Origin of the sequence: Tepidiphilus succinatimandens (assembly GCF_006503695.1) — a bacterium.
Classification (GTDB): Bacteria; Pseudomonadota; Gammaproteobacteria; order Burkholderiales; family Rhodocyclaceae; genus Tepidiphilus; species Tepidiphilus succinatimandens.
Genome location: NZ_SBIK01000018.1, coordinates 26,168 through 52,714, shown reverse-complemented (window position 1 = coordinate 52,714; position 26,547 = coordinate 26,168). Strand labels below are relative to the sequence as shown.

26 protein-coding genes and 1 tRNA gene are annotated in these 26,547 nt (G+C 66.0%); 12 read left to right on the top strand and 15 right to left on the bottom strand.

The window, feature by feature from the left end; translation table 11 throughout:
• The coding region (locus EPD82_RS12430) for a helix-turn-helix domain-containing protein (protein ID WP_170210828.1) at window positions 1-124 on the bottom strand (124 nt) is incomplete at its 3' end.
• Between the two features lie 140 nt (window positions 125-264).
• Window positions 265-822 (bottom strand): transcription elongation factor GreB, encoded by a 558-nt coding sequence (gene greB / locus EPD82_RS10660; RefSeq protein ID WP_055424100.1) that lies wholly within the window; start codon window positions 820-822, stop codon window positions 265-267.
• Between the two features lie 69 nt (window positions 823-891).
• On the opposite strand from greB, the gene EPD82_RS10655 reads away from it, so the two are divergent.
• Window positions 892-1,629 (top strand): alpha/beta fold hydrolase, encoded by a 738-nt coding sequence (locus EPD82_RS10655; RefSeq protein ID WP_055424099.1) that lies wholly within the window; start codon window positions 892-894, stop codon window positions 1,627-1,629.
• Window positions 1,630-1,644: 15 nt separating this feature from the next.
• Here EPD82_RS10655 and EPD82_RS10650 read toward each other — a convergent pair whose 3' ends face one another.
• From EPD82_RS10650 to EPD82_RS12290, 3 genes are all read right to left on the bottom strand, one after another.
• Complete coding sequence (locus EPD82_RS10650; RefSeq protein ID WP_055424098.1) at window positions 1,645-2,472, bottom strand: endonuclease/exonuclease/phosphatase family protein; 828 nt, start codon at window positions 2,470-2,472, stop codon at window positions 1,645-1,647.
• A gap of 8 nt (window positions 2,473-2,480) precedes the next feature.
• Window positions 2,481-3,380, bottom strand: coding sequence for a flagellar brake protein (locus EPD82_RS10645; RefSeq protein WP_055424097.1), 900 nt, complete (start codon window positions 3,378-3,380; stop codon window positions 2,481-2,483).
• A 64-nt stretch (window positions 3,381-3,444) separates the two neighbouring features.
• Entirely contained in the window at window positions 3,445-5,274 is a 1,830-nt protein-coding gene (locus EPD82_RS12290; protein WP_055424096.1) for a cation:proton antiporter, read from the bottom strand.
• A 140-nt stretch (window positions 5,275-5,414) separates the two neighbouring features.
• Here EPD82_RS12290 and ilvB point away from each other — a divergent pair, with 140 nt between their 5' ends.
• The 3 genes from ilvB to ilvC are packed head-to-tail and all read left to right on the top strand — an operon-like array spanning window position 5,415 to window position 8,698.
• Window positions 5,415-7,130: a biosynthetic-type acetolactate synthase large subunit gene (ilvB, locus tag EPD82_RS10635; protein WP_055424095.1), complete on the top strand. Its 1,716-nt coding sequence runs from the start codon at window positions 5,415-5,417 to the stop codon at window positions 7,128-7,130.
• A 23-nt stretch (window positions 7,131-7,153) separates the two neighbouring features.
• The gene (gene ilvN / locus EPD82_RS10630) at window positions 7,154-7,645 is read left to right on the top strand and encodes an acetolactate synthase small subunit (protein WP_055424094.1); all 492 of its coding nucleotides are present in this window, start codon (window positions 7,154-7,156) and stop codon (window positions 7,643-7,645) included.
• 36 nt (window positions 7,646-7,681) lie between these two features.
• A complete protein-coding gene (gene ilvC, locus EPD82_RS10625) occupies window positions 7,682-8,698 on the top strand; it encodes a ketol-acid reductoisomerase (protein ID WP_055424093.1) in 1,017 nt (338 codons plus the stop codon).
• Here ilvC and tilS read toward each other — a convergent pair.
• The 4 genes from tilS to EPD82_RS10605 all read right to left on the bottom strand — a co-directional run bounded on the left by tilS (window position 8,695) and on the right by EPD82_RS10605 (window position 11,837).
• The gene (gene tilS / locus EPD82_RS10620; protein ID WP_141056626.1) at window positions 8,695-9,729 is read right to left on the bottom strand and encodes a tRNA lysidine(34) synthetase TilS; all 1,035 of its coding nucleotides are present in this window, start codon (window positions 9,727-9,729) and stop codon (window positions 8,695-8,697) included. The two genes, ilvC and tilS, sit on opposite strands and share 4 nt — an antisense overlap.
• Complete coding sequence (locus EPD82_RS10615) at window positions 9,704-10,666, bottom strand: acetyl-CoA carboxylase carboxyltransferase subunit alpha (protein WP_141056625.1); 963 nt, start codon at window positions 10,664-10,666, stop codon at window positions 9,704-9,706. The genes tilS and EPD82_RS10615 overlap by 26 nt, the downstream gene beginning before the upstream one ends.
• A gap of 117 nt (window positions 10,667-10,783) precedes the next feature.
• Window positions 10,784-11,488 carry a Bax inhibitor-1/YccA family protein gene (locus EPD82_RS10610; RefSeq protein WP_141056624.1) on the bottom strand — a complete coding sequence of 235 codons (705 nt, stop codon included), beginning with the start codon at window positions 11,486-11,488 and terminating at the stop codon, window positions 10,784-10,786.
• A 28-nt stretch (window positions 11,489-11,516) separates the two neighbouring features.
• Complete coding sequence (locus EPD82_RS10605; RefSeq protein ID WP_141056623.1) at window positions 11,517-11,837, bottom strand: HPF/RaiA family ribosome-associated protein; 321 nt, start codon at window positions 11,835-11,837, stop codon at window positions 11,517-11,519.
• Window positions 11,838-11,939: 102 nt separating this feature from the next.
• On the opposite strand from EPD82_RS10605, the gene EPD82_RS10600 reads away from it, so the two are divergent.
• Window positions 11,940-12,884, top strand: a complete 945-nt coding sequence (locus EPD82_RS10600; protein ID WP_141056622.1) for a LysR substrate-binding domain-containing protein — start codon at window positions 11,940-11,942, stop codon at window positions 12,882-12,884.
• Here EPD82_RS10600 and EPD82_RS10595 read toward each other — a convergent pair.
• The 4 genes from EPD82_RS10595 to EPD82_RS10580 all read right to left on the bottom strand — a co-directional run bounded on the left by EPD82_RS10595 (window position 12,815) and on the right by EPD82_RS10580 (window position 17,695).
• On the bottom strand, window positions 12,815-14,521 hold the full coding sequence (locus EPD82_RS10595) for a TRAP transporter large permease (protein WP_420824933.1): 1,707 nt from the start codon (window positions 14,519-14,521) through the stop codon (window positions 12,815-12,817). The two genes, EPD82_RS10600 and EPD82_RS10595, sit on opposite strands and share 70 nt — an antisense overlap.
• On the bottom strand, window positions 14,521-15,090 hold the full coding sequence (locus EPD82_RS10590) for a TRAP transporter small permease subunit (protein ID WP_055424087.1): 570 nt from the start codon (window positions 15,088-15,090) through the stop codon (window positions 14,521-14,523). Before EPD82_RS10590 ends, EPD82_RS10595 begins: the two co-directional genes overlap by 1 nt.
• A 69-nt stretch (window positions 15,091-15,159) precedes the next feature.
• Window positions 15,160-16,566, bottom strand: coding sequence for an FAD-binding oxidoreductase (locus EPD82_RS10585; protein WP_055424086.1), 1,407 nt, complete (start codon window positions 16,564-16,566; stop codon window positions 15,160-15,162).
• Between the two features lie 46 nt (window positions 16,567-16,612).
• Window positions 16,613-17,695 (bottom strand): TRAP transporter substrate-binding protein, encoded by a 1,083-nt coding sequence (locus tag EPD82_RS10580; protein WP_055424085.1) that lies wholly within the window; start codon window positions 17,693-17,695, stop codon window positions 16,613-16,615.
• Between the two features lie 107 nt (window positions 17,696-17,802).
• On the opposite strand from EPD82_RS10580, the gene EPD82_RS10575 reads away from it, so the two are divergent.
• Window positions 17,803-19,464, top strand: coding sequence for an L-lactate permease (locus EPD82_RS10575; protein WP_141056620.1), 1,662 nt, complete (start codon window positions 17,803-17,805; stop codon window positions 19,462-19,464).
• A 7-nt stretch (window positions 19,465-19,471) separates the two neighbouring features.
• Window positions 19,472-20,812, top strand: coding sequence for a glycerate kinase type-2 family protein (locus EPD82_RS10570; protein ID WP_141056619.1), 1,341 nt, complete (start codon window positions 19,472-19,474; stop codon window positions 20,810-20,812).
• A 36-nt stretch (window positions 20,813-20,848) separates the two neighbouring features.
• Here the strand turns inward: EPD82_RS10570 and EPD82_RS10565 are convergent.
• Together EPD82_RS10565 and EPD82_RS10560 are read right to left on the bottom strand one after the other, a co-directional pair.
• Window positions 20,849-20,938: transfer RNA gene (locus EPD82_RS10565), tRNA-Ser, on the bottom strand.
• 46 nt (window positions 20,939-20,984) lie between these two features.
• Window positions 20,985-21,443 (bottom strand): HIT family protein, encoded by a 459-nt coding sequence (locus tag EPD82_RS10560; protein ID WP_055424082.1) that lies wholly within the window; start codon window positions 21,441-21,443, stop codon window positions 20,985-20,987.
• Between the two features lie 81 nt (window positions 21,444-21,524).
• Here EPD82_RS10560 and EPD82_RS10555 point away from each other — a divergent pair, with 81 nt between their 5' ends.
• The 5 genes from EPD82_RS10555 to EPD82_RS10535 all read left to right on the top strand — a co-directional run bounded on the left by EPD82_RS10555 (window position 21,525) and on the right by EPD82_RS10535 (window position 26,533).
• Entirely contained in the window at window positions 21,525-22,046 is a 522-nt protein-coding gene (locus tag EPD82_RS10555; RefSeq protein WP_170210827.1) for a bacteriohemerythrin, read from the top strand.
• A 32-nt stretch (window positions 22,047-22,078) separates the two neighbouring features.
• On the top strand, window positions 22,079-22,837 hold the full coding sequence (locus EPD82_RS10550; RefSeq protein WP_141056617.1) for a sulfite exporter TauE/SafE family protein: 759 nt from the start codon (window positions 22,079-22,081) through the stop codon (window positions 22,835-22,837).
• Window positions 22,838-22,858: 21 nt separating this feature from the next.
• Window positions 22,859-24,460: a malate synthase A gene (gene aceB, locus EPD82_RS10545; protein WP_141056616.1), complete on the top strand. Its 1,602-nt coding sequence runs from the start codon at window positions 22,859-22,861 to the stop codon at window positions 24,458-24,460.
• A 136-nt stretch (window positions 24,461-24,596) separates the two neighbouring features.
• Complete coding sequence (locus EPD82_RS10540) at window positions 24,597-26,213, top strand: MFS transporter (protein WP_141056629.1); 1,617 nt, start codon at window positions 24,597-24,599, stop codon at window positions 26,211-26,213.
• Window positions 26,210-26,533, top strand: coding sequence for a DUF4212 domain-containing protein (locus EPD82_RS10535; RefSeq protein WP_141056615.1), 324 nt, complete (start codon window positions 26,210-26,212; stop codon window positions 26,531-26,533). Before EPD82_RS10540 ends, EPD82_RS10535 begins: the two co-directional genes overlap by 4 nt.
• The last annotated feature ends 14 nt before the right edge of the window (window positions 26,534-26,547 follow it).

Here is a 26,547-nt window from a genome sequence, read left to right as displayed (position 1 = left end):
CATACTGCCGGTTCCATTCGGCGAGCGCCCAGTTCCACACGCGCCGGGCCGTGCCGCAGGCGCGTTTGAAGTAATCCGCCTGCTCGGGCGTGGGACGAAGGGCGATCTTGTGGGTAAGGTGCATGGTCAGTCACTCATCGCCAAGAAGTTTTGCCGCCTTGCCCGTGCTCATGGTGTTTTCCATGAACACCCTTATGGACTAATTTGCACTTTTGGTAATACGAGAGTTGGCTCCTTCGTTTCTGGGCATAGAGGGGGAAATTTTCAAGAGGAGGCTTCATAGCGGATGTCGACGATCTCCAGCTCGCGCACGCCGCCCGGCGTGGGAATGCGCACCACCTCCCCCAGCTCGGCCTTGAGTAGCCCCCGCGCGAGCGGCGCGATCCAGCTCACTTTGCCTTTGCCCGCATCGGCCTCGTCGACCCCGACGATCTGCCAGGTCTCCTCCGTCTCGGTATCCAGATCGCGGACCGTCACCGTCGCCCCGAAGAAGACGCGGTCGGTCTGCGTCTGCTCGCGGGGGTCGACCACCACGGCCGATTCCAGCCTTTTGGTGAGGTAGCGCAGGCGCCGGTCGATCTCGCGCAGGCGCCGTTTGCCGTAGATGTAGTCGCCATTCTCGGAACGGTCGCCGTTGCTCGCCGCCCAGGCCACCGTCTCGACGAGCTGGGGGCGCTCGACCTTGACGAGCCGTTCGAACTCCTCGCGCAAGGCGCGATGACCCGCCGGCGTCATGTAGTTCTTGAAGCCGGGAAAGCTTTGTACCTCGACGAGTTCCTCGTCCTCGTCGACCTCGCTCTCGCGCACGAAGGCCTTGCTCATGCGTGCTCCTCCTGAAGCGTCAAGAAAAACGGTAAAGTATAGTCTTCGATTCTGCCGGAGGGTTCCACCATGACGTTCGCCACCGATCCGCTCGTCGTCCTCATCCACGGCGCCGGGCACGACCGGCGCATCTGGTGGGCCGTCACCCTGGGACTGAGCCGGCTGGGCTGGCAGGTGAGCGCCCCCGATCTGCCCGGCCACGGCGCCGACGAGCGCGCGCCCTGCCCCACCATCGAGGAATACGCGGCGGCGCTCGCCGCCGGGCTCGATGCCGAGCGTCCCGTCGTTGCCGTGGGTCACAGCATGGGTTCGCTCGTGGCGCTGGAACTCGCCGCGCGGCTGGGCGAGCGCTGCCGTGGGCTCGCGCTCATCGGCACGGCGCTGCCGATGGCGGTGAGCCCAGAATTGCTCGAGCGCGCCGCCGAGCCGCGCGCCGCCTGCCAGATGATGGAACCGTGGGCATTCGGTGCCCGCGCCCGGGGAACGGGGCTGCCGCGGGCGGTGCAGGAACTCGTGCTGGAACAGCGCCCCGGCGTGCTCGCCAACGACCTGCGCGCCTGCCATGCCTACGCCGCGGAACCGGCACTGGAGCGTGCCAAAGGGATGAGCGCGCCGGCGCTCTTCCTCACCGGGGCACAAGACCGCATGACGCCCGTCAAGGCCGCGACCCGTCTTTGGGAAACGCTCGCGCGGCGCGAAGCCGCCTGTACCTGGCACACCCTGCCCGGCGTGGGGCACACGCCCATGCTGGAAGCGCCGCTTGCGCTGCGCTGGCTGCTGCACCGGTTCCTACGCCGCTGCCGCTGAGCCGATCGCTGCGTTTCAGAATTCGAGATCGAGCACGATGGGCTGATGGTCGGAGGCGGCCGTGTCCCGCACCACGAAAAAATCCCGCACGGCCGGGCGTAGCGCCGCGCTCACCCAGGCGTAGTCGCAGCAGTAAGGGTGATCGGGCCATTCGGCCCCGTGCAGCCCCACCGTGTGCTCGTGCGGCGCTTCGCCATGCACCAGGCGCCAGGCGTCGAACCACAGACCGCTTTCCTCGAGCAGCCGGTACTCCTCGTCTTCGGGAGCGAAGTTCCCGTCCCCGAGCCACACCGCCTCCGCCGGCCGCGGCCAAGCGCGGAAGGTCGCTTCTTCCTCGTCCCCGCCGCCCTGCGGCCAGGCGAGGATTTCCCGCTGATGTTCGACGAGGGCTTGCACCTGCGCCAGGCGCTGACGCCGCGAGTAGTATTCCAAATGGCTCGTCGCTACCCGCAGCCGCCGCTCGCCCACCCGCACCACCGCCTCGAGCAGCACGCGCGGCATGCACTTGTCGGTCTCCGGCGGCGGATAGGGCAGACTCACGCGCTGCACCTGCTCCACCGGCAGACGGCTGCCCAGCCAATTGCCGAAGAGCGCCCGGCCGCCGTGGGCGCGCGGCACGTCGAGCGCCGGGGCGTAGAAGCCGTGATACTCCGGTAGCGCACCGCGCAGGATGGCCGGTCCGTCCTCACCGCGCGAACCGGGCAGCTCGTCGAAGCGGCTCGCCACTTCCTGCAGGCAGATCACGTCCGCGTCGAAGGCGCGCAGCGCCGCAAGCAGGCGCGCCCAATCCACCCGCCCGTCCGCCCCCCGCCCCCATTGAACGTTCCAGCTGACGATGCGCATTTTTCCTCCTAACCGGTCACCGTCGGGTTGGTCTGCACGGCGGCGATGTAGGTCATCAGGGCGACGGTATCCTCGGGTGTGAGATCGACGAACTCGATGCCGTAGCCCTTGGCTCCCTCCAGGGTGCGATCGTCGATCTCGCGCATCGAACGCACGATGGCCGGCACCGCCAGGATGATCTCCGTGCCAGAGATCTCCAGCTTGAACTTGATCTGGATGCGCTGCCCGACCTTCAGCGGATGGCGCGTGGCCAGCAACCCTCCGCCCACCGACAGATCGAGGATGACCCCACCGAAGGCCTGGTTGTCGTCGGAGACCACCGCCGCCACCAGGCGCACGGGGACACGCTCGCTGCGCCGCAGCCGCACCGCCACCACCTCCAGCGGATAGGTCAGATGCAGATGCGGGTAGGGGCGCGAGGCATTGACCAGCACGGAGGAAGGGAAGACGAAGGCGTAGGAGCCGACGCTGCCGCGTACCTGCAAGGCGGTGCCATCGGGCACGAAGAGCGGCAATCCGCCGCGCTCCAGAGCGTCGACGATCACCGACTTGCCGCGCAGCGAACCAATGTAGCGCACGAAATAGCGATCCTCTTCCCGGCCCAGCTGGATCTGAAGGACGGTACCGGGCAGCAGGCGCAACTCCTCGAAGTTCAGGCGAAGGGCATTGTTCTTGCCCGGTTCCTCCTCCCGTTCCACCACGTTCAAGGCCGCACCGATCGCCTGACGGAAACGCTCGTCGGTGGTCAGATTGCGTTCCGCCCCCTGGCGCAGGAGTTTTTCCTTCTCCTCGGCCGAAGCGATCACGTGCCCTTTCGCCAGCAAGAAACGGCCGTGCCGGTCGAAGACGTCGAATGGGATCGGCTTGCCGACCAGAAATTCGCTGGGACGGACGGGAACACGAAGCACCTGGGATCTCCTCTGAGCCGCGGGCACGCATGAACGACGGGCGGCTCATTCTAACGCGGGACGATCATGCCGAAGCGCCCGCCACTTTGCCTTTTTCGCCCTCGACCGGCAGATAGAGGCCGAGCAGATACCAGTCCGGACCGGGGCGGGAGGTAAATTCCGGCCCCACGCCCTGCAGGCGCCCCTTGGCATCGATCGCCAGCAGCAGATTCCCCCGGCCAGAAAACTGCTCCTGGTAGGATTCGAAAGCAAATGCCTCGCTCAAGCGCGTGGCATAGATCTTCGCGCCGCGCTCGAAGAGCGCCAGCAGTTCGGCCAGACCGGCTTCCTTCCCGGCCAGAAGACGGGCATAGCGAGGATCGGCCACCTGCTGCCCCTTCTTCGCCACCTCTTCGGGCGTGAGCACGACGTAGACGTTGCCCCGCCCGAATTCGCGCTGGTAGCGTACCGCCGCCAGTGCGTTCAGTTCCGGATACGGCGACATCGCCAGCAGATAGCCCACGCCGACCAGATCGAGCCGCCGGTCGGCTTCCTTCGAGACCACGTTACCGAAGAACGTCTCCAGCCCCGCCATGCGCGCCTCGCGTACCAGGGCATAATCGGTGTCGGCCACGATCACCCGAAAGCCCAGCCGGGTGAGCGCCAGGCCCAGCTCCCGTCCCAGGCGATGCGCCCCCACGATCAGCACCCCGCGCGCCTGCGGTTCCGCCACCCCCAGACGTTGCGCCGCCAGTCTGGCCGTGCCGCCAGCAAAGAGCACCGTGCCGATGATGACGGCAAAGGTGAGCGGCACCAGCACCTCCGCCCCCGGGTGCCCCAGCTCACGCAAGCGCAGCGCAAAGAGCGCCGACACCGCCGCGGCCACGATCCCGCGCGGCCCGATCCAGGCGATCAGCGCCTTCTCCTGCCACCTCAGCCCGCTCCCCCAGGTCGACGCCCATACCTTGAGCGGCTGGGCCACGAACTGGATCGCCATGAAGACCAGCACCACTCCCTTGCCGACCTCGGCGAGCTGCGCCACGTCCAGGCGCGCCGCCAGGACGATGAAGAGTACCGAAATGAGAAGAATGGTGAGCGTCTCCTTGAACGAGAGGATGTCCTCCAGAGGCACCCCTTTCATGTTGGCCAGGCGCATGCCCATCACCGTCACCGCCAACAATCCCGCCTCGTGGGCGAGCAGGTTGGAGGCGGTGAAAACCCCCACCACGAAAGCGAGCACAATGACGCTGTCAAGGTAATCGGGCACCAGGTAGCGGCGCAACATCCGTCCCAGCGCCTCGGCCGCGATCCAGCCGGTGGCGAACCCCACGCCCACCGCCTTGACGAACACCCACAGCGCCGACCAGGCCGGCAGATCGGGCAGCGCTCGGCTGACGAGAAACTGATAGACCAGCACCGCCGCCAGCGCCCCGATCGGGTCGATCACGATCCCCTCCCAGCGCAGCACCGTGGCCACCTTGTCGCTGGGACGCACGAAGCGCAGCAGCGGTACGATCACCGTGGGTCCCGTCACCATCACCAAAGCCCCAAAGAGCGCCGCCAACCCCCAATCGAGGTCCACGAACAGGTGGGCCGCCACGGCCGCCACCGCCCAGGTCAGCAACGCCCCGAGGCTCACCAGGCGCAATACCACCGTGCTCATGCCCCGCAGCTCGCTGAAGCGCAGGGTGAGGCTGCCCTCGAACAGGATCACCGCCACCGCCAGCGACACCGCAGGAAAAAGCACCGGGCCGAAGAGGCGATCCGGATCGATCCAGCCCAATCCCGGGCCGGCCGCAAGCCCCACGGCCAGCAAAAAGACGATCGCCGGCACCTGGGTGCGCCACGCCGCCCACTGCGCCGCCGCGCCGGCGACGACGATGAAAGCAAGTGTAAACAAGATATTCTCGTTCATCGATCTTTTCTCCCGGGCGCGATGCGTTCCCCATTATAAGAGGTCGAAGGAAGCGACCCGCTTGACCAAAGCCCACCGAGCCGCTAACGTTACGGGTTTACCCGATCCTTGCACGGATCATCCCTACGAGGTACACCCCCATGCTCCTCACCGGCGCCGAAATCGTCGTCCAGTGCCTGCAGCGCGAAAACGTCAAATACGTCTTCGGCTACCCCGGCGGCGCGGTCCTGCACATCTACGATGCCTTCTTTCAGCAAGACCAGATCCGTCACGTGCTCGTGCGCCACGAGCAGGCCGCGGTGCATGCCGCCGACGGCTACGCGCGCGCAAGCGGCGAAGTGGGCGTGGCGCTCGTCACCTCCGGGCCCGGGGCCACCAACGCCGTCACCGGCATCGCCACCGCCTACGGCGATTCCATCCCGGTGGTGATCCTCTCCGGCCAGGTCCCTACCGCCATGATCGGGCAGGACGCCTTCCAGGAAGTCGACACGGTGGGCATCACCCGCCCCTGCGTCAAGCACAACTTCCTCGTCAAGGACGTCGCCGAGCTCGCCGAAACGATCAAAAAGGCGTTTCACATCGCCCGCACCGGCCGCCCCGGGCCGGTGCTCGTCGACATCCCCAAGGACGTCTCGGCCGCCAAGTGTGCGTTCCACTACCCCGAGACGGTGTCGATGCGCTCCTATAACCCCGTCGTCAAAGGGCACCAGGGACAGATCCGCAAAGCCGTGAAGGCGCTGCGCGAGGCCAAGCGCCCCATCCTCTACGCCGGCGGCGGCGTGATCCTCGCCGATGCCGCCGACGAGCTCACGGCGCTCGCCCGCCGCCTAGGGGCCCCGGTCACCACCACACTCATGGCGCTGGGTGCCTACCCGGCGAGCGACCGCCAGTTCCTCGGCATGCCCGGCATGCACGGCACCTATGAAGCCAACCTCGCCCTGCACCACGCCGACGTCGTGCTCGCCGTGGGCGCGCGCTTCGACGACCGCGTCATCGGCAGCCCCGAGCACTTCGCCAGCGAACCGCGCACCATCATCCACATCGACATCGACCCTTCCTCCATCAGCAAGCGCGTCAAGGCCGACCTGCCCATCGTGGGCGACGTGCGCCACGTGCTCGCCGACTTCCTGCGCATCCTCGACGAAGAAGGCCTCACTGCCCCCCGCGAGACGCTCGCCCCCTGGTGGGAGCGCATCGAGCAGTGGCGCGCCCGGCGCTGCCTCGCCTACGAGCAGCCCGCCGATGGCCCGATCAAGCCGCAATACGTGATCGACACGCTATGGAAAGTGACGAAGGGCGAAGCCATCGTCACCTCCGACGTGGGGCAGCACCAGATGTGGGCGGCGCAATACTACCGCTTCGATCATCCGCGCCGCTGGCTCAATTCCGGCGGACTGGGCACCATGGGCGTGGGTCTGCCCTACGCCATGGGCGCGCGCTTCGCCCGGCCCGACGCGCCGGTGGTGTGCGTCACGGGCGAAGCCTCCATCCAGATGTGCATCCAGGAACTGTCCACCTGCAAGCAGTTCCGCCTGCCGCTCAAGATCGTCAACCTCAACAACGGCTACCTCGGCATGGTACGGCAGTGGCAAGAGCTCTTCCACGGCGGGCGCTATTCCGAATCCTACATGGACTCCCTGCCCGATTTCGCCGCGCTCGCCCGCGCCTACGGCCACGTCGGCATCCGCGTGGATCGCCCCGCCGATCTCCAGCCGGCGCTCGAGCGCGCTTTCACCGAGCACGCCAATGAACTCGTCTTTCTCGACGTGCGCATCGATCCGCGCGAGAACGTCTACCCCATGATCCAGGGCGGCAAGGGGCTCACCGAGATGATCCTCTCGGCCAACGACCTCTGACCCACGGCACAGGAACGAATGCCATGAGACACCTCATCTCCGTGCTGATCGAAAACGAATCCGGGGCGCTGTCGCGCGTGGCCGGCCTCTTCTCCGCGCGCGGCTACAACATCGAATCGCTCACCGTCGCGCCCACCGAAGACCCCTCGCTGTCGCGCATGACCATCATCACCAGCGGCTCGGACGAGATCATCGAGCAGATCACCAAGCAGCTCAACAAGCTCATCGAGACGGTCAAGGTGGTCGATCTCTCGGAAGCGCCGCACCTCGAACGCGAACTGATGCTGCTCAAGGTGCGCGCCACGGGCAAGGACCGCGAAGAGATGAAGCGCATGACCGACATCTTCCGCGCGCGCATCGTAGACGTCACCGACACCACCTACGTCATCGAGCTCACCGGCAACCAGGGCAAGCTCGACGCCTTCATCCAGGCGATCGACCCGGCGCTCATCCTCGAGGCCGTGCGTAGCGGCGTGTGCGGCATCGGTCGCGGCGAGCGCGTGCTGCGCGCCTGATTCTTTCATCACCACAACGACGAAAAAGGAAACGCCATGAAAGTGTATTACGACAAGGACGCCGACCTCTCGCTCATCAAGGGCAAGGCAGTCACCATCGTCGGCTATGGCTCCCAAGGCCATGCGCACGCGCTCAACCTGCGCGACTCGGGCGTAAACGTCACCGTGGGGCTTCGCCGCGGCGGCAGTTCCTGGCGCAAGGCCGAAGCCGCGGGGCTCACCGTCAAGGAAGTGGGCGAAGCGGTCAAAGGGGCGGATCTGGTGATGATCCTGCTGCCCGACGAGACCCAGCCCGAAGTCTATACGCGCGACATCGAACCCAATCTCAAGCAGGGCGCGGCGCTCGCTTTCGCCCACGGCTTCAACATCCATTACAACCAGATCGTGCCGCGCGCCGACCTCGACGTCATCATGGTCGCCCCCAAAGGGCCAGGCCACACTGTGCGCTCCGAATACGTCCGCGGCGGCGGCGTGCCCACGCTCATCGCCGTGCATCAGGACGTCTCCGGCAAGGCGCGCGATTTGGCGCTCTCCTACGCCGCGGCCAACGGCGGCACCAAGGGTGGCGTGATCGAGACCACTTTCCGCGAAGAGACCGAGACCGACCTCTTCGGCGAGCAGGCCGTGCTCTGCGGCGGGGCGGTGGAACTCGTCAAGATGGGCTTCGAGACGCTGGTCGAAGCCGGCTACGCCCCCGAGATGGCCTACTTCGAGTGCCTGCACGAGCTCAAGCTCATCGTCGACCTCATGTACGAAGGCGGCATCGCCAACATGAACTACTCGATCTCCAACAACGCCGAATTCGGCGAGTACACCACCGGCCCAGAAGTCATCAACGAGCACTCGCGTGCCGCCATGCGCCGTGCGCTCGAGCGCATCCGCAACGGCGAGTACGCCAAGCAGTTCATCCTCGAGGGCAAGCTCAACTACCCCAGCATGACGGCGCGCCGGCGGCTCATCGCCGAGCACCCCATCGAACAGGTGGGCGCCAAGCTGCGTGCGATGATGCCGTGGCTCGCCAAGAACAAGCTGGTCGACCAGAGCAAGAACTAACCACAGCGCCAGGCGGCGTCGCACCCCTGAGGCGCCGCCTCCACCCACAGGCGCTCGCCGCGGGCGCACAGCCACGCATCCCCCAGGGGAAAGCGCCGGACGCCGCCCCCATGAGATGCCGCCTGGCGCAGCCCCTCTTCCAGACGCCGTTGGGTAGGTGGCAGAGCCGGTAGCCGCAGCGTCGCCCAGCGTACCAAATTCTTCTGCCGGTGGAGCGGTAGCCGGAAAAACTCCGCCCAATCCCAGCCGCCCTGCGGATGGCGCACCCGTTCGTCGTCGAGCGCGGCCAGGTCGTCCAGTCCCTGCTGCGCCTCGGCCATGGTTTCGGCGGTACGGGCGAGCACGGTGCGCACGCCCGGCAACCTTTCCTCCAGCCGCGGCAGGATGTCGCCGCGCAGCCAGTTACGGGTGAAGTCGGCGCTCATATTCGACGGATCTTCGACCCAGCTCAAACCGCGTTCTTGCGCCCAGGCGATGAGTGTCTCTTTGGGCAGATCGAGGAAAGGGCGCAGCCACCACGGCGCCGCCGCCCCGGCCAAGGGCGCTGGCGCGATCTGTCGCATCGCCGCGAGCCCCGCCACCCCGGAGCCGCGCAGCAGGCGAAAAAGCACCGTCTCGGCCTGATCGTCACGATGCTGCGCCAGCACCAGCGCATCGCCCGGCACGGCGGCGAGCGCGCGCAGACGCGCCGAGCGCGCCGCCGCTTCCAGCCCCTTGCCGTCCGGCTGCACGCGCACGTACGCCACCTGCAGCGGTACGCCGAGCGCGGCGCAGTGCGAGCGCACCGCCTCGACCCAGGCGTCGGCCTGAGCGAGGAGCCCATGGTGCACATGCACCGCCCTCAGCTCCAGCGGAAATTCGCCGCGCGCCTCGGCCAGCGCGTGCAGCAGCACGGTGGAGTCGACCCCGCCGGAGCACCCCAGCACGAGCCGCAGCGGCTGCGAGGACACCCGCGCCGCCAGCGCTTCGATCGCCTTGAAGATCGCCGCGGAGACCGGCTCGCGTTCAGGTACGCTCGACGAAACGGCCATAGGACGCCAGACGCTGCTGCCGGCGTTCCACCAGCGCCTCGGGCGCGAGCCCTTCGAGCCCGGCGAGCGCCTGCTGCAGATGCCCTTTGAGGATCTCGGCCATCTGCTCCGGTTCGCGGTGCGCCCCGCCCACCGGTTCCGGCACGATGCCGTCGATCAGCCCCAAGGACAAGAGCTTGGGCGCGGTGATACCCAAAATCTCGGCCGCCTCGGGCGCCTTCTCCGCGCTCTTCCACAGGATGGAGGCGCAGCCTTCGGGCGAGATCACCGAATAGACGGCGTGCTGCAGCATGAGCACCGCGTCCCCCACGGCGATCGCCAGCGCCCCGCCCGAGCCGCCTTCGCCGATCACGGTGACGACCACGGGCACGCGCAGCATGGCCATCTCGTAGAGATTGCGCCCGATCGCCTCCGACTGCCCCCGCTCCTCGGCGTCGATCCCGGGATAGGCCCCGGGGGTATCGACGAAGGTGAACACCGGCAGACCGAACTTCTCGGCGAGTTTCATCAGGCGCAGCGCCTTGCGATAGCCTTCGGGCCGAGGCATGCCGAAGTTGCGCGCGATCTTCTCCTTGGTGTCGCGCCCTTTCTGGTGGCCGATCACCATGCACGGCCGCCCGTCGAAGCGCGCAAGGCCCCCGACGATCGCCTTGTCGTCGGCGAAATGCCTATCGCCGTGCAGCTCCTCGAAGTCGGTGAAGATGCGCGCCACGTAATCGAGCGTATAGGGGCGCAGCGGATGGCGCGCCACCTGCGTCGTCTGCCAGGCATCGAGCCTGGCGTAGAGCTCCTCGAGCTGCTTGCGCGCCTTCTTCTCCAGCCGCTCGATCTCCTCGCTGATGTCGACGGCGGAAGCGTCGTGCGCATAGCGCAGCTCGCCGATCTTCTCCTCCAGCTCGGCCACCGAGCGCTCGAATTCGAGAAAGATGCGTTTCATCACCTGCGTCCCGACCTGAGAAGAGGGAATTTTACCCGAAGGCCACCGCCAGGGCCGGAAAAATGAAAAGGGCGCCTACGCGCCCCTTTCCCGACGGACGGAATCAGTACGCCCGGATCACTCCTCGCCGTTGAACACGCCGAGCAGCTGCAGCAGGCTGGTAAAGAGGTTGAAGATCGTCACGTAGAGCGAGACGGTCGCCAGGATGTAGTTGGTCTCGCCGCCGCGCACGATCTGGCTGGTCTCATAGAGGATCAGGCCGGACATGAGCAGTACGAACATGGCCGACACTGCCAGCGACAGCCCCGGCATCTGGAAGAAGATCGCCCCCAGCCCGGCGAGGAAAGCCACCAGGATGCCGACGAAGAGGAACCCTCCCATGAAGGAGAAATCCCGCTTCGAGATCGTGGCGTAGGCCGAAAGCCCCAGGAAGATGGCCGCCGTGCCGCCGAAGGCCTGCATCACGATGGCCGGGCCGTTGGGCAGCGCCAGATAGGCCGAAAGGATCGGCCCCAAGGTATAACCCATGAAACCGGTGAGCGCAAAGACGGCGAGGATGCCGCTTGCCCGGTTGGCAAGTTTGTGCACAAGAAAGAGGAGCCCAAAATAGCCCACCAGGGTGATGATGACTCCCGGATGCGGCAGCCGCAGCGCCATGGCCGCGCCCGCGGTGAGCGCCGAAAACGCCAGGGTGAGTGCGAGCAGCACATAGGTGTTGCGCAGCACCCGGTTCGTGGCCGGCAGCGCCTCGCCCCGCGCTTGCGCCCAGGAGACGGCCCGCGCCTGCGCGGCGTCGTTCCAGCGTTCATCGATTCGTTGCATCATCTACCTCCTTCAGAAAATCCACGTCTCACGCTGGCAGCGGCACGGTCTGCGGGCGGGCGAAGCGGCGTTCGAGCACCCGCTGCACGCGCTTCACCGCCCGTTCGACCGCCAGCTGCGCCACGCGCTCGGTAACCGCGAACACCACCTGCGGCCGCTGCCGCAGGCGCATCTGCACCACGCAGCGCTTGGCCCAGGCGCCGGTTTCGTCACGCACGTCCACCAGCTTCACCCGCGCCCAGGTCACGCGGTCGCGGAAGCGGCGAATCGCCCCGGAAAAACGGTTTGCCAGCTCCTCCTTGTCGATCTCATGGCACGTCTGACCTTCGCAAACGAGTTCCAGTTTCATCGCGAACCTCCTTGTTCTTGTCGTGGCTTCGAGTTTTCATTGTAGAACAAAGATGCTCAGATAAAATCAGAAAAACATTGCAGATCGTTTCGGAGAATTCGAATGATCAACCTCAAACAACTGCACCACTTCTGGCTCGTCGGGCGCACCGGCAGCATCCAGCGCGCCGCCGAAACGAGCGGCCTCACCCCCCAGACCATCTCGGGGCAGATCGGTGTGCTCGAAGGGGCGATCGGCCGCCGTTTGCTGCGCCGCAAAGGGCGCGGCATCGAGCTCACCGAGGCGGGCAGAATCGCGCTGCGCTACGCCGAACAGATCTTCCGGCTCGCCGAAGAAATGGAAGCGGCACTCGCGCGCGAAGACGAACAGCCTACCCTACCCTATCGTCTGGGGCTGCTCGACATCGTGCCGAAGTCGCTCGCCGCCCTGCTGCTCGAGCCGGTGCTCGAACACCAGCCGAGACTGCGCCTGAGCGTGATCGAAGACCCTTTGCCGCGGCTACTGAGCGAACTCATGCTCGGGCGGCTCGACGCCCTCATCACCGACGGGCCGCCCCCCGCGCAGCTCGGCAACAAACTGCAATGCCGGCTGCTGATCGAATCCCGGCTCGCCCTCTATGCCCGGCCCGAGCTGAGCCTGGCAGGCCCCCTGCCGCAGGCGCTCGACGGCGCCCCCTTGCTGCTGCCCGGCGAGAGCGCCGTAACGCGCCTCGCGCTGCTGCAACTCTTCGACGAGCACCACGTCACACCGCACATCGTGGGGGAATTCGACGACAGCGCCCTCATGCGCACGCTGGCAGAGAACGGGGCGGGAATCCTGCCTGCCCCGGCCATTCTCGAATCGACGCTATGCGAGCGCGACGCCCTGCGCTGCCTCGGCATCTTGCCCCACATTACCGAACGCTACTATCTGGTGACCCTCGAGCGCAAATGGCATCACCCCGGCAACGCGGCGCTGCTGCGCCGCTTCGCCCAGGATCACCAACTGGATTCGCCGCCCGCGGCGCCGCGCCCGGGATCCGCAGCGCCTTCGGCCCCCCAGCCCTGATCCCCGACGGGAATCTCGATCTTTTCCAGGTCGATCTTCTCCGCCTTGGAGAAACTCATCGTCACCAGGCTCGGGAAGACGATCAACAAGCCCACCATCACCAGCTGCAGGACGAGGAAGGGAATCGCTCCCCAGTAGATCTCGGCGGTGGAGACGCCGCGGATCTTCTTGCCGGTGACCGCATCGACGTATTCGCCTGCCGGCGCCACGCTGCGCAAGAAGAAGAGCGCAAAGCCGAAAGGCGGGTGCATGAAGGAAGTCTGCATCACCATGGCGATGAGCACGCCGAACCAGATGAGATCGATTCCCAGGGCGCTCGCCGCCGGTCCGAGCAGCGGGATGACGATGAAGGCGAGCTCGAAATAGTCGAGGAAGAAGGCGAGCACGAAGACGAAGAGCGCGGCGAAGATGAGGAATCCCACCTGTCCGCCGGGCAGCTGCGTGAGCAGGTGCTGCACCCAATGGCTGCCGCCCACCCCCTGGAAAGTAAGGTTGAAGAGCGTCGAGCCGATGAGGATGAACATGACGAAGGAAGAAAGCGTCGTCGTGCCTTTGAGCGCCTGAACCAGCAGCGCCATGTCGAGCCGTTTGCGCGCCACGGCCAGCAGCATCGCCCCCACAGCCCCCATCGCCCCGCCCTCGGTCGGCGTGGCCACACCGAGGAAAATGGTGCCGAGCACGAGGAAGATGAGCGCGAGCGGCGGAATGAGCACGAAAGTGACCCGTTCGGCCATGCGCGAGAGCAGCCCCAGGCGGAAGGCGCGGTTGATGAGCGCGATCACGAAGGCGATGAGCGCGGCGAAGGTGGTCGCCACCACCACCGTCTCGTCGACCGGCTGTTCCTTGGGCTCGCCGCCGACGAGCCAGGCGAGCATTTCATTGTAGTGCTGGCCGGCGACGATGCCCACCGTGATCGCGATCGCCGCCAGCACAGCCACCGAACGCGTGCCGCTCGAACCGTCGTCCTCGCGGATGGTCCGCGCCTCCGGCGGCAGGGCCGGCAGGTCTTTCGGACGCAGGATCGTCAGACCGATCACGTAGAGCACGTAGAGCCCCACCAGGGCAAACGCGGGGATGAACGCCCCTTTGTAGAGATCGCCCACGCTCTTGCCCAGCTGGTCGGCGAGCACGATCAGCACGAGCGAAGGGGGAATGATCTGTGCCAGGGTGCCCGAAGCGGCGATCACACCGCTGGCGAGCTTGCGATCGTACCCGTAGCGCAGCATGATGGGCAGCGAGATGAGCCCCATGGAAATCACGGAAGCCGCCACCACGCCGGTGGTGGCGGCAAGCAGCGCCCCGACGAAGATCACGGCGAAGGCAAGCCCCCCGCGCACCGAGCCGAAAAGCTGGCCGATGGTGTCGAGCAGATCCTCGGCCATGCCCGAGCGCTCGAGCACCAGGCCCATCAAGGTGAAGAAAGGCACGGCGAGCAGCGTCTCGTTTTGAATGATGCCGAAGATGCGCAGCGGCAACGCCTGGAAGAACACCGGCGAAAGCAGACCGAGCTCGATGCCGATCAAGCCGAAGAACAAGCCGCACGCCCCAAGGGCGAACGCCACCGGAAAGCCGTAGAGCAGAAAGAAGACCAGCCCCAGGAACATCAGGGGCGCGAGATTCTGTGCAAGCCAGGCCATCATCGTGCTCCCTCGGCGCCGCCGGCCGGCGGCGTTTCATCGCTTTCCTTGACGAAAGGCGAAGGCAAGGCGCCCCGGAGAAAGGCGACGCGCTTGATCGCCTCGGAAATTCCCTGAAGCAACAAAAGCGTGAAACCGACGGGAATCGTGAGGTAGACCGGCCAGCGAATGAGCCCGCCGGAATTCGAGGACATCTCGCCGGAGACGAAACCCTGCCAGAAGAAAGGGATGGAGAAATAGAGCACGCCCACGCACACCGGCAGCAGCATGAAGAACAGGCCGAAGAGATCCATCCACGCCTGCGTGCGCAGCGAGAAGCGCGAGATCAGGATGTCGATGCGCACGTGCTCGTTGTTGCGCAGCGTGAGCGCCGCCGCCAGCATGAAGGCCGCCGCGTAGAGATACCACTGCGCCTCGAGCCAGGCGTTCGAGCCTACGTTCAGGAGTTTTCTCACGATGGCATTGCCGGCGCTCAACACGGTGGCGGCGAAGATGAACCAGATCGCAATTCGCCCGAAGAACCGGTTGAGCGCGTCGATGCCGCGCGACAGCCTCAGCCAAGCCTGCATCGCACCGCCCCTTCGTAAAAAAGATAAATTATAAGACAACCGATCACCGCCAGCTTGAAAGCCGCTGGCTCACGGTACGAGTTTGCCCGGGTTGAGGATTCCTTTCGGGTCGAGCGCAGCCTTGATCGAGCGCATCAGCGCCACGCCCACCTCGCCCGCCTCGTGCGCGACGAACTCGCGCTTGCCCATGCCCACGCCGTGCTCGCCGCTGCAGGTTCCACCCAGCGACTGGGCGATCGCCACGAGTTCGGCGCTCAGGGCCTCGGCGCGCGCAAGTTCGGCCTCGTCTTCCGGATCGATCAGGATCACCGTGTGGAAATTGCCGTCGCCCACGTGCCCCAGGATGGGGGCGATCAGGCCGGAAGCATCGATCGCCGCTCGCGCCCGCAGCACCGCCTCGGCCAGCTTGGAGATCGGCACGCAGGAATCGGTGGTGATGCCGCGGCAGCCTGGACGCAGGTTGATGCAGGCGAAGTAAGCTTGATGCCGTGCCTCCCACAAGCGGGAGCGATCCTCCGGGCGGCTTGCCCAGGCGAAGTCCTCGGCACCGTGTTCGCGCGCGAGCTCTTGGACGAGCGCCACCTGCTCCTCGAGCGCGCTCGGTGAGCCATGGAACTCGAAGAAGAGCGTGGGCGCCTCGGCAAGGTCGGTCTTGCTGTAACGGTTGATGGCGTGGATCGAGACCTCGTCGAGGAATTCGACGCGCCCGACGGGCACGCCGCTCTGGATGGTGCGGATCACCGTTTCCACCGCCGCCTGCATCGAAGGGAAACGCACCACCGCCGCGGCCATCTCCTCCGGCAGCGGATGCAAGCGCACCGTGACCTCGCTGAAAACCCCCAGCGTCCCCTCCGAACCGACGAAGAGCCGCGTCAGATCATAGCCGGCGGAGGATTTCTTCGCCCGCGTGCCCGTGCGCAGGATTCGCCCGTCGGCGAGCACCACCTCGAGCGCCAGCACATTCTCGCGCATGGTGCCGTAGCGCACCGCGTTGGTGCCCGAGGCGCGCGTGGCCGTCATCCCGCCGATCGAGGCGTCCGCCCCTGGGTCGATGGGAAAGAAGAGTCCCGTACCGCGCAAGGCGTTGTTCAACTGCTTGCGCGTCACCCCTGGCTGCACCACCGCGAGCATGTCTGCCGGCTCGATTTCGAGGATGCGATCCATGCGGGTGCAGTCGAGGGCAATCCCCCCGTGGACGGCCAGGACGTGCCCCTCGAGCGAAGAGCCCGCGCCGAAGGGGATGACCGGTACGCGGTGCGCCGAGCAGGCGCGCAGCAGGGCGGCAATCTCTTCCCTGCTCTCGACGAAAGCCACCGCCTGCGGCGGCCGGTCGGGGAAGTGGGATTCGTCGTGCCCGTGGTGCGCACACACGCCGGGCGACTGGGTGAAACGCTCGCCGAGCAGCAGGGTCAACTCCTCGACCAAAGTCGGCGGCAGCTCGGCCGCCAAAGGCAAATCGCGGGGTGAGACGTCCATCGTTTCGTCCTCGGGAAGGGTCGCTCAGAGCGAGCGCACTGGGCGCTCACAGCGGCAAACCGGCCATGTATTGGTCGTAGCTCAGCTCCGAGAGGCGGAACCAGGCGTATTCGTCGCGCAGGAACTTCTGGTACTGCGCGTTCAGGCGGCGGAAATCCTCGCTCTTCGCCTCGAACTCGGCAAAGACCTCGCGGCTCGCCTTGAAGGCCGCGTCCATCACCTCCTTGGGCATGCGCTGGATCTTGGCCCCCTCGGCGATGAGGCGGCGCAGCGCCTCGGGATTGCGTGCATCGTACTTGGCGAGCATGCGGGTGTGCGCGTCGGTGGCGGCGATGCGGATCGCTTCCTGATAGGCTTTGGGCAAGGATTCGTACGCCTTGGCATTGACGAGCAAGGTCACCTGGGCGCTGCCCTCCCACCATGCCGGATAATAGCCGTAGGGAGCGACGCGATGAAAACCCAGCTTCTGGTCGTCGTAGGGCGAGCTCCATTCCACTGCGTCGATCGTCCCTTTCTCCAGCGCCTGATAGACCTCGCCGCCGGGAATGGCCTGGGACACCGCCCCGAGCTTGCCGAGCACGTGGCCGGCCATGTTGCCCATGCGCATCTTCAGGCCCTTCAAATCATCGACCGAGCGGATCTCCTTGCGATACCACCCGCCCCACTGCGCTCCGGTATTGCCTAGGGGGAAATTGACGATGCCGTAACGGGCATAGATCTCGCGCAGGAGCTGCAATCCCCCACCATCGTACATCCAGGCATTCATCATCCGGGCGTTCATGCCGAAAGGCAGGATCGCGTCGAAGGCGAAGGCCTCATTCTTGCCGATGAAATAAAAGGTGATGGCGTGCGCCATCTCCACCGTGCCGTTTTGCACCGCATCGAACACACTCAGCGCCGGAACGATCTCCCCTCCGGCCGAAATGTCGATCTGAAAGGCACCGTCGGTCAGGTCGGCGACGTTGCGCGCAAAATCCTCGCTCACGCCGAAGAGCGTGTCGAGCGAACGCGGATAGCTCGAGGCCAGGCGCCAGCGCACGTTGCGCTGGGCCATTACCACGGCCGGAGCCATCCCGGAAAAAAGGATTCCGGCCAAGCCGGTTCCCTGGATGAAACGACGTCGTTGCATCCCTCCTCCACTTTTTATCAAACGATACAATATTTCGATTAGGGTACAATGAAACGGCGCCGACGACAATCGACCGCCAATAACCACACCAAGAGAGGAGACGAGACATGACCTGGCAGCAAGTCTATGACCCATTCGGAAACATGATCGTGTCCACCCTCATCGCCGCCATCCCCGTGGCGGTTCTGCTGATCGGGCTGGGCATCGTCCGGTTGCGCGCCCATATCGCGGCGGGATTGGGGTTGATCGCGGCGCTCGCCATCGCCATCGTCGCGTTTGGCATGCCCACGCCGATGGCGACCAAGGCCGCCTTCCTCGGCGCGCTCACTGGGCTCTTCCCCATCGGCTGGATCGTACTCAACGTGATCTTCCTGCACCAGCTCACGACGCAGAATGGCAGCTTCCGCGTGCTGCAGGAATCGATCGCCGGCATCACGGAGGACCGACGGCTTCAGCTCCTGCTCATCGCCTTCGCCTTCGGGGCGTTCTTCGAAGGCGCGGCGGGTTTCGGCACGCCCGTGGCGGTCACGGCGGCGCTCCTGATCGGCCTTGGCTTTTCGCCGCTCGCCGCCTCGGGCCTGAGCCTGATTGCCAACACGGCGCCGGTCGCCTACGGCGCGCTCGGCACCCCCATCATCACGCTCGCCAAGGTCCACGGCTACGATGTGTACGAGATCAGTGCCATGGTCGGTCGGCAGCTGCCGTTTTTCTCCGTGCTCGTGCCCTTCTGGCTCATCTGGGCCTTCGCCGGCTGGCGCGGCATGAAGGAAGTGTGGCCGGCGATCCTGGTGACGGGGGTGAGTTTCGCGATTCCCCAATTCCTCGTGTCGAATTTCATCGGCCCGGAGCTGGTCGACGTGATCGCCGCCCTCTGCTCCATGGCCGCGCTGGTGGCTTTCTTGAAAGTGTGGCAACCGCGCCGCCTCTGGACTTCGGCCTCCATCGTCGGCCACGAAGACGACGGTGGTACGCCGCCACCCGCCACGCCGATCGCCCGCCCACCGCGCGCCGAGGTGATCAAGGCCTGGACGCCTTGGGTCATCCTCACCGTCTCGGTCTTCGTCTGGGGTCTTCCGGCAGTCAAAAATTGGCTCAATTCCCTGTGGGCACCCAAGTTCGTCATCGAAGGCCTGCATAAAATGGTGGAAAAGGTGCCGCCAGTGGTTCCCCAGCCCACGCCGGAGTCGGCCGAGTTCGTCTTCAGCGTGCTGTCGATGACCGGCACCGCCATTTTCGTCGCCGCGATCATCGGCGGATTGGTGATGGGCTATCGCCTGCCCGCCCTCTTCAAATCCTATGGCCGGACGCTGTGGCTCGTGCGCTACTCGCTGCTCACCATCGTGCTGATGCTCGCGCTCGGCACGCTGACGCGCTACTCGGGACTGGATACCACGCTGGGGCTGGCCTTCGCCACCACGGGCATGTTCTATCCTTTCTTCGGCACTCTGATGGGCTGGCTCGGCGTGGCGCTCACCGGCTCGGACACCGCCTCCAACGTGCTCTTCGGCGGCATGCAGAAGGTGGCGGCCGAACAGCTGGGTCTGTCGCCGAACTTGATGGGTGCGGCGAACAGCTCCGGCGGCGTGATGGGCAAGATGATCGACGCCCAGTCCATCGTCGTCGCCTCCACTGCCACGCGCTGGTTCCACCACGAAGGCGACATCCTGCGCTATGTCTTCTTCCATTCGATCGCCCTCGCCTGCCTGATGGGGATCTTCGTGACGCTGCAGGCCTACGTGCCGCCTTTCACGTCCATGGTGATCAGGTAAGCCCGCAGTGCGCCTTCCCCAGCCGCACGAAACAATTTTCCACGCCGCCATCGCTGCCGTCGATCCCGGCGCGGCGCTGCGGCGGGCCGTGCGGCGCGACGCCGACCGCCTGCTGCTCAATGACGGCACATCCTACGCGCTCGAACGCTTCGAGCGCCTCCTCGTCGTCGGGGCGGGGAAAGGAGCGGCGACCATGGCCCAGGCGGCGGAGGACTTGCTCGGCGATCGGCTCACCGCCGGCCTCGTCGTCGTCAAGTACGGCCATGCCGCTCCTCTGCGCACGATCGAGCTCGCCGAAGCGGCGCACCCCGTCCCCGACGCGGCCGGCCTCGCCGCGGCCGCCCGCATCCTGCAATTGCTGGAGGAGGCCGACGAACGTACTTTGGTGCTGTGCCTGCTCACCGGTGGCGCTTCGGCCCTGCTCGAGCACCCTCTGCCCGGCCTGACGCTGGCAGACATCCAAGAAACCACCGCCTTGCTGCTCGCCGCCGGCGCCGACGTCCGCGAACTCAACACGGTGCGCAAACACCTCTCGGCCGTCAAGGGTGGACGGCTCGCCGTGGCCGCCCATCCGGCCACCCTCCTCACGCTCGTACTCTCGGACGTGATCGGCGATCCGCCGGAGATCATCGCCTCCGGCCCGACGGTACCCGACCCTTCCACCTATGCCGAAGCCTGGTCCATCCTCGAGCGCCATGGCCTGCAAGCACGCGTTCCGTCGCGCGTGGCGGCACACCTGCGCCGCGGCCTGAGAGGAGAAATTCCCGAGTCACCCAAACCGGGCGATCCCCGGCTCGCCCGCAGCCACACGGCGGTAATCGGGAACCTGCACGAGGCGCTGATCGCGGCGCAAGCGACAGCGCAGCGCCTGGGCTATCGCAGCACCCTTCTCACCGAGACGCTGCAAGGCGATGCCGTCGCCGCTGCCCACCATCTGGCGCACATTGCACTGAACGAGGAACGATCGACGAAGGAACGGCGCTGCCTGCTCGCAGGCGGCGAGACCACGGTGCAGGTGCTCGGTAACGGCAAGGGCGGACGCAACCAGCACCTGGCGCTCGCCTTCGCGCGGGAGGTCTCGGGCCATCCCCGCATCTCGCTCCTTGCCGCCGGCACCGACGGCACCGATGGTCCCACCGACGCTGCCGGCGCCTATGTCGATGGCGACACCATCGCCCGCGCCCGCGCGCTGGGGCTCGACCCCGACGATTTTCTCGCGCGCTGCGATTCCTATACGTTTTTCGCCACGTTCGATGCCCTCACCGGGGACTGTAGCCACTTCCGTCCCGGGCCGACCGGGACGAACGTGATGGACATCGACATCATCCTGATCGAAGCAGGAAAATGACGATCTGTATTGAAGGTATTGAAAAACAAAGAAAAATGGCGGAGGCGGTGAGATTCGAACTCACGAGGGGCGCAAACCCCTGGCGGTTTTCAAGACCGCTGCCTTCAACCGCTCGGCCACGCCTCCGTGCACCAGCGCCTTGCGCGCCGGCGCAGGCGATTCTACCGCAAGTTCAGGCGAATGCCGTCGCTCCGCTGCCGCCCAACTCTGCCCGCAGCGCGGCGGCAAGCGTCGCCGAGGGAAGGATCACGGCGTGCGGCGACGAACCGCGACGGCGCGGCGGGGCCCAGATGGCATCGGGAAAGTGCGCGTCGTCGCGATAGCGCGGAATCACGTGCCAGTGCAGGTGCGGCACCATGTTGCCCAGACTGGCGAGGTTCACCTTGTCCGGGCTCATGAGACGGCGCAGCACGCGCTCCGCACCGAGCACCACTTGCCACAGGTGCGCGCAGTCGGCCGCGCCCAGGTCCGTCATCTCGGCGACGTGTGCTTCCCAGATCACGCGCAGGTAGCCAGGGTAGTCGGCGTGGCGAGCGTCGATGATGCGGCAGCGCGCGTCGCGCCACAGGACGTCTTCCGCTTTCCCAAGGCATAGAGGGCAGCTATCGAAACGATCGGCAGAAGGCGGCATAGCACATTCCCCAAACGTGAATTGGATCACTATAATCCGCTCTTTATTGCGCTGCAAGCGACCGCCATGAATTCGCCCGCCATGGATCCCCGACCCGAGCCTGCGTTCCAGCTTCAATGGCGCGAGGCGCTCTCGGTGCACAACGACGCCATCGACCGCGACCACCGCTGGCTGATCGAGCTCGTCGACCGCATCCAGTCGCTGATCCTCAGGCGCGCCTCGCTCGCCCAGCTCACCGTCGCGCTCGACGAACTCGCCCGCTACACCGAGGAGCACTTCACGCGCGAAGAGGCAATCCAACGGGCAGCAGGCTACCCTCACCTCGGCGAGCATCACCGCGCGCACGAAACGCTCAAACGGCAGCTGCAAGACCTCACCGGTCGCATCCTCGCCCAGCCGGTCGATCGCACCACGCTCGATGCCCTAGACGACGACACCCGACGCGACCTGCTCTCGCTGCTGCGCTCCTGGCTCATCGACCACATCATCAAGGAAGACCTTCAGCTGCGCCCCTGGCTGGAGCGATTCCCCCGTGACTGGAACCCGGCCGACGCCCCTTCCTTCTTTCCGGAAAAAACGGACCAAACAGCGACTCCCGGCTAGAATCCTTCGCATCCAATCGAGCGGAGGGAAAGATGACGGCAAGCGAATGGACCCTGCTCGCACTGGGCGGGTTTGGCGCCGGCGCGATGAACGCGATCGCTGGCGGCGGCACCTTCATCTCCTTTCCGGCGCTGCTCGCCATTGGCCTGCCACCGGTCACTGCCAACGCGAGCAACTCGGTGGCCCTGTGGCCGGCGAGCCTGGCGAGCGCCTGGGCCTATCGCCGCGAGCTCGCCCGCTACCGCCAGCACCTGCCGCGCCTGACGCTCGCCGCCTTCGTCGGCGGCGCGCTGGGCGGTGGCTTGCTGCTGGTGACGAGCAACGCCCTCTTCGCCCGCCTCGTTCCCTGGTTGCTGCTCACGGCCACGCTCCTCTTCGCGCTTGCGCCGCGCATCAACCGCTGGCTGGAAGCGCGTCGCCGCGCCGGGCCGCGCCAGGCGCTGGGCTGGGGCGGCACGCTCTTCCAGCTGCTGGTGTCGATCTATGGCGGTTTTTTCGGCGCCGGCATGGGCATCGTGATGATCGCCGCCATCGCCATGCAGGGCATCGAGGACCTCAACGAGATCAACGCGCTGAAGAACTGGCTCTCGGCGGTGATCTACAGCGTGGCCGCCCTCACCTTCACCCTGGGCGGCGCGGTGAGCTGGCCGCACACGCTCGTGGTCTTGCTCGCCGCCGCCGTGGGGGGATATCTGGCCGGATACGTGGCGCGCCGCCTGCCGGCCATTTGGCTGCGCCGCTTCATCCTCTTGGTGGGAACGGCACTCACGCTTTATTATTTCCTTTTTTGATCGAGAAGAGAGGGAAACCCCATGACCATCGCCTTGCCCCAAGGCGTGCAACTGCACGCGCCGCTGCACCCGCGTTTCGACGAAATCCTCACCCCTGGCGCGCTCGAGTTCGTCGCCAAACTGCACCGCCGCTTCGAACCCCGCCGCCAGGAGCTGCTGCGCGCACGGCAAGAACGCCAGGCGCGCATCGACGCCGGCGAAAAACCCGACTTCCTGCCCGAGACGCGCGCCGTGCGCGAGGGCGACTGGAAGATCGCGCCGCTACCCAAGGCGCTCGAATGCCGTCGCGCCGAAATCACCGGCCCGGCGGCGGACCGCAAGATGGTCATCAATGCCTTCAACTCGGGGGCGGACAGCTACATGACCGACTTCGAGGATTCCAACAGCCCCAACTGGTTCAACCAGGTGCAGGGGCAGATCAACGTCTACGACGCCATTCGCCGCAAAATCGACTTCGTGGCCGAAAACGGCAAGGAATACAAGCTCGCCGACCAGATCGCCGTGCTGCAGATCCGTCCGCGCGGCTGGCATCTCGACGAAAAACACGTCACCGTTGACGGACAGCGCCTCTCCGGCTCGCTCTTCGACTTTGGCCTCGCCTTCTACCACAACGCCAAAGAGCAGCTGGCGCGCGGCCAAGGCCCCTTCTACTACCTGCCCAAGCTCGAGAGCCATCTCGAAGCGCGCCTGTGGAACGACGTCTTCTGCTTCGCCCAGGACGAACTGGGGCTGCCACGCGGCACCATCAAGGCCACGGTGCTCATCGAGACGATCCTTGCCACCTTCGAAATGGAAGAGATCCTCTACGAGCTGCGCGACCACTCCGCCGGGCTCAACGCCGGGCGCTGGGATTACATCTTCTCCTGCATCAAGAAGTTCCGTAAGGACAAGGACTTCTGCCTGGCCGACCGCGCCCGCATCACCATGGAAGTCCCCTTCATGCGCGCCTATGCGCTCGCGCTCGTCAAAGCCTGCCACAAGCGCGGCGCGCCGGCCATCGGCGGCATGAGCGCGCTCATCCCGATCAAGAACGACCCGGAAGCGAACGAACGGGCGCTCGCCGGCGTGCGCCACGACAAGCGGCGCGACGCCAACGACGGTTTCGACGGCGGCTGGGTGGCCCACCCGGGCCTGGTCGAGGTGGCCATGGAGGAATTCAAGGCCGTGCTGGGCGATCGGCCCAACCAGTGGGACAAGCAGCGCGACGAGACCTTCACCGCGCGCGACTTCCTCAACTTCCAGCCGGAAAAGCCTATCACCGAAGGGGGGCTACGCAACAACATCAACGTAGCCATCCATTATCTGGGCTCCTGGCTGGGCGGCAACGGCGCAGTGGCGATCCACAACCTGATGGAAGACGCCGCCACCGCCGAGATCGCCCGCGCCCAGGTCTGGCAGTGGATCTACAGCCCCAAAGGCGTGCTGGACGACGGGCGCAAGGTGACGGCGGAGCTGGTGCGTACCCTCATCCCCGAAGAGCTCGCCAAAGTCAAGGCAGAAGTCTCTGCGCAAGGGGAAGACACCGCCAACTACGACAAGGCGGCGAAGATCTTCGAGAAGATGGCACTCAGCGAGGAATTCACCGAATTCCTCACACTGCCCCTCTACGAAGAGCTGCCCTGAGCCTGGCCACGGTGCGTTTCTTCCCGCGGAAGCATCGCACCGACCTGGACCCGCCCCGCTGCCGTGCGGGGCGGCATGCGCTTCTCGCACCAAAGGATGATGCGGCATGACGATGCGTCCCGCGTTGCCCTTGCGCCTGATGCTTGCCCTGCGCCGCTGGTGGCGGGACGACGTGCTGGAACTGGCCAAGGAATGGCGCTGGAGCTTCCTGCCGCCGCTCATGATCTACATGGCGGCGGGCATCTCGGGGCTCACCGGCATCGCCGGTACCTTCTTCGTCAAGGAATACCTCGACCTCTCGGCGGCCTTTCTCGCCGCGCTCGGTTTCTGGGCCGGCATCCCCTGGGCGCTGAAAATGCCCTTGGGGCATCTGGTCGATCTCTTCTGGCGCCGCAAGGCGCTCTTCGTCTGGCTGGGCGCCGCCCTGATCGCCGCGAGCCTTCTCATCATGATCGGGCTCACCACCGACCGGGAGGCCATGGCGGCGTTGTGGCCCGTTTCCTACTGGTATGTGCTCTCGACGCTACTCGCACCGCTCGGCTACGTCTTGCAGGACGTGGTGGCCGACGCGATGACGGTGGAGGCGGTGCCCACGCGCGACGAGCGCGGCGAGCCACTGCCCGAGGCGCAGATCAAGCTCATGCACACCACGCTGCAGACGCTGGGGCGCATCGCGATCCTTGGCGGCGGGGTGCTGGTGTCGCTCGCCAATGTGCTCGTTTTCTCGGGCACCGAGCAGCTCACGGCGGCGCAGAAAGCCCCGCTCTATGCGCGGGTGTATGCGCTGGCGCTCGTCATCCCTCTCGTGTCGGTCTCCGGCGTGCTCATGGCGGCCTGGATGCGCCGGCAGGCGCGGCGCCGCCACCTGCGGCGCGGCCTCGACCCGGCCCTGTGGAACGAAGCCAGCGTGGAAGCTCCGGCGCCCAACTGGCCACTGCTGTGGGGGAGCCTCTTTTTCGTCGCCTTCACCGTGACGATGGGGCTGCTGGATTTTCCCGGCAACCAAGAGGTGATCTTTGCCGGTTCCATGGCGGTGATCCTCTTTTTGATGCGCCGCCTCATGAACGAACTCACGCCCTTGGCGCGGCGTACCCTCGCCGGCACGGCGCTGGTGATCTTCGTCTTCCGCGCCACGCCCACCGCCGGTCCGGGGCTCAGCTGGTGGATGATCGACGTGCTCGGCTTCGACCAATCCTTCCTTGCCAGGCTCTCCCTGATCGGCTCGGTGCTCACCTTGGCGGGGCTCTTCATCTTCCGCCGCTTCATGGCCGAGCGCTCCATTCTCGACATCGTGGTGATCCTGTCGGTGATCGGATCGCTGCTCTCGCTGCCCTACCTGGGGATGTATCACGGCCTGCACGAATGGACCAGCCGGATGACCCACGGCGTGATCGACGCGCGCTTCATTGCCCTGGTCAATACCGCCGTCGAATCGCCGCTGGGACAAGTGTCGATGGTGCCCATGCTCGCCTGGATCGCGCACTCGGCGCCGCCACACCTCAAGGCCACGTTTTTCGCCGTGATGGCTTCCTTCACCAATCTGGCGTTGTCGGCCGCCGAACTGGGCACGAAGTACCTCAACACGATCTTCGTGGTCACGCGCGAGGTGCGCGCCCCCGACGGCACCGTGCTCGTGCCGGCCGACTATTCCCAGCTCGGTATGCTGCTCACCGCCGTGATCGCCATTGGGCTCATCGCGCCCTTGGCTACCGTGTGGTACGTGCGCAGCAGCACGAGGCTACAGGCCCAATGATGCCGACCCCCTCTTCCCCCGACGATCAGGAAGAGCTCGTCCTCTGGTACTGGCGACGCACGCGCCGGCTCACCTTCGCCTTGCTGCTCTTGTGGTTCGCCTTCAATCTCGGCGCCGCCTGGTACGCCGAAGCGCTCAATACGATCTCCGTGGGTGGCGTACCCTTGGGTTTTCTGCTGCTGTCGACGGCCTCCCCTTTGCTCTTTACGGTCATTGCCACGGTCTATGCCATAGCGATCAATCGTTGGGAGCGCCAGGCGCGCCGGGCCGGAGATTGGACTCCCATTAAAAAACCCGCCTCGCGGCGGGTTTCGTCGTAGCGCAACGGCAAGGG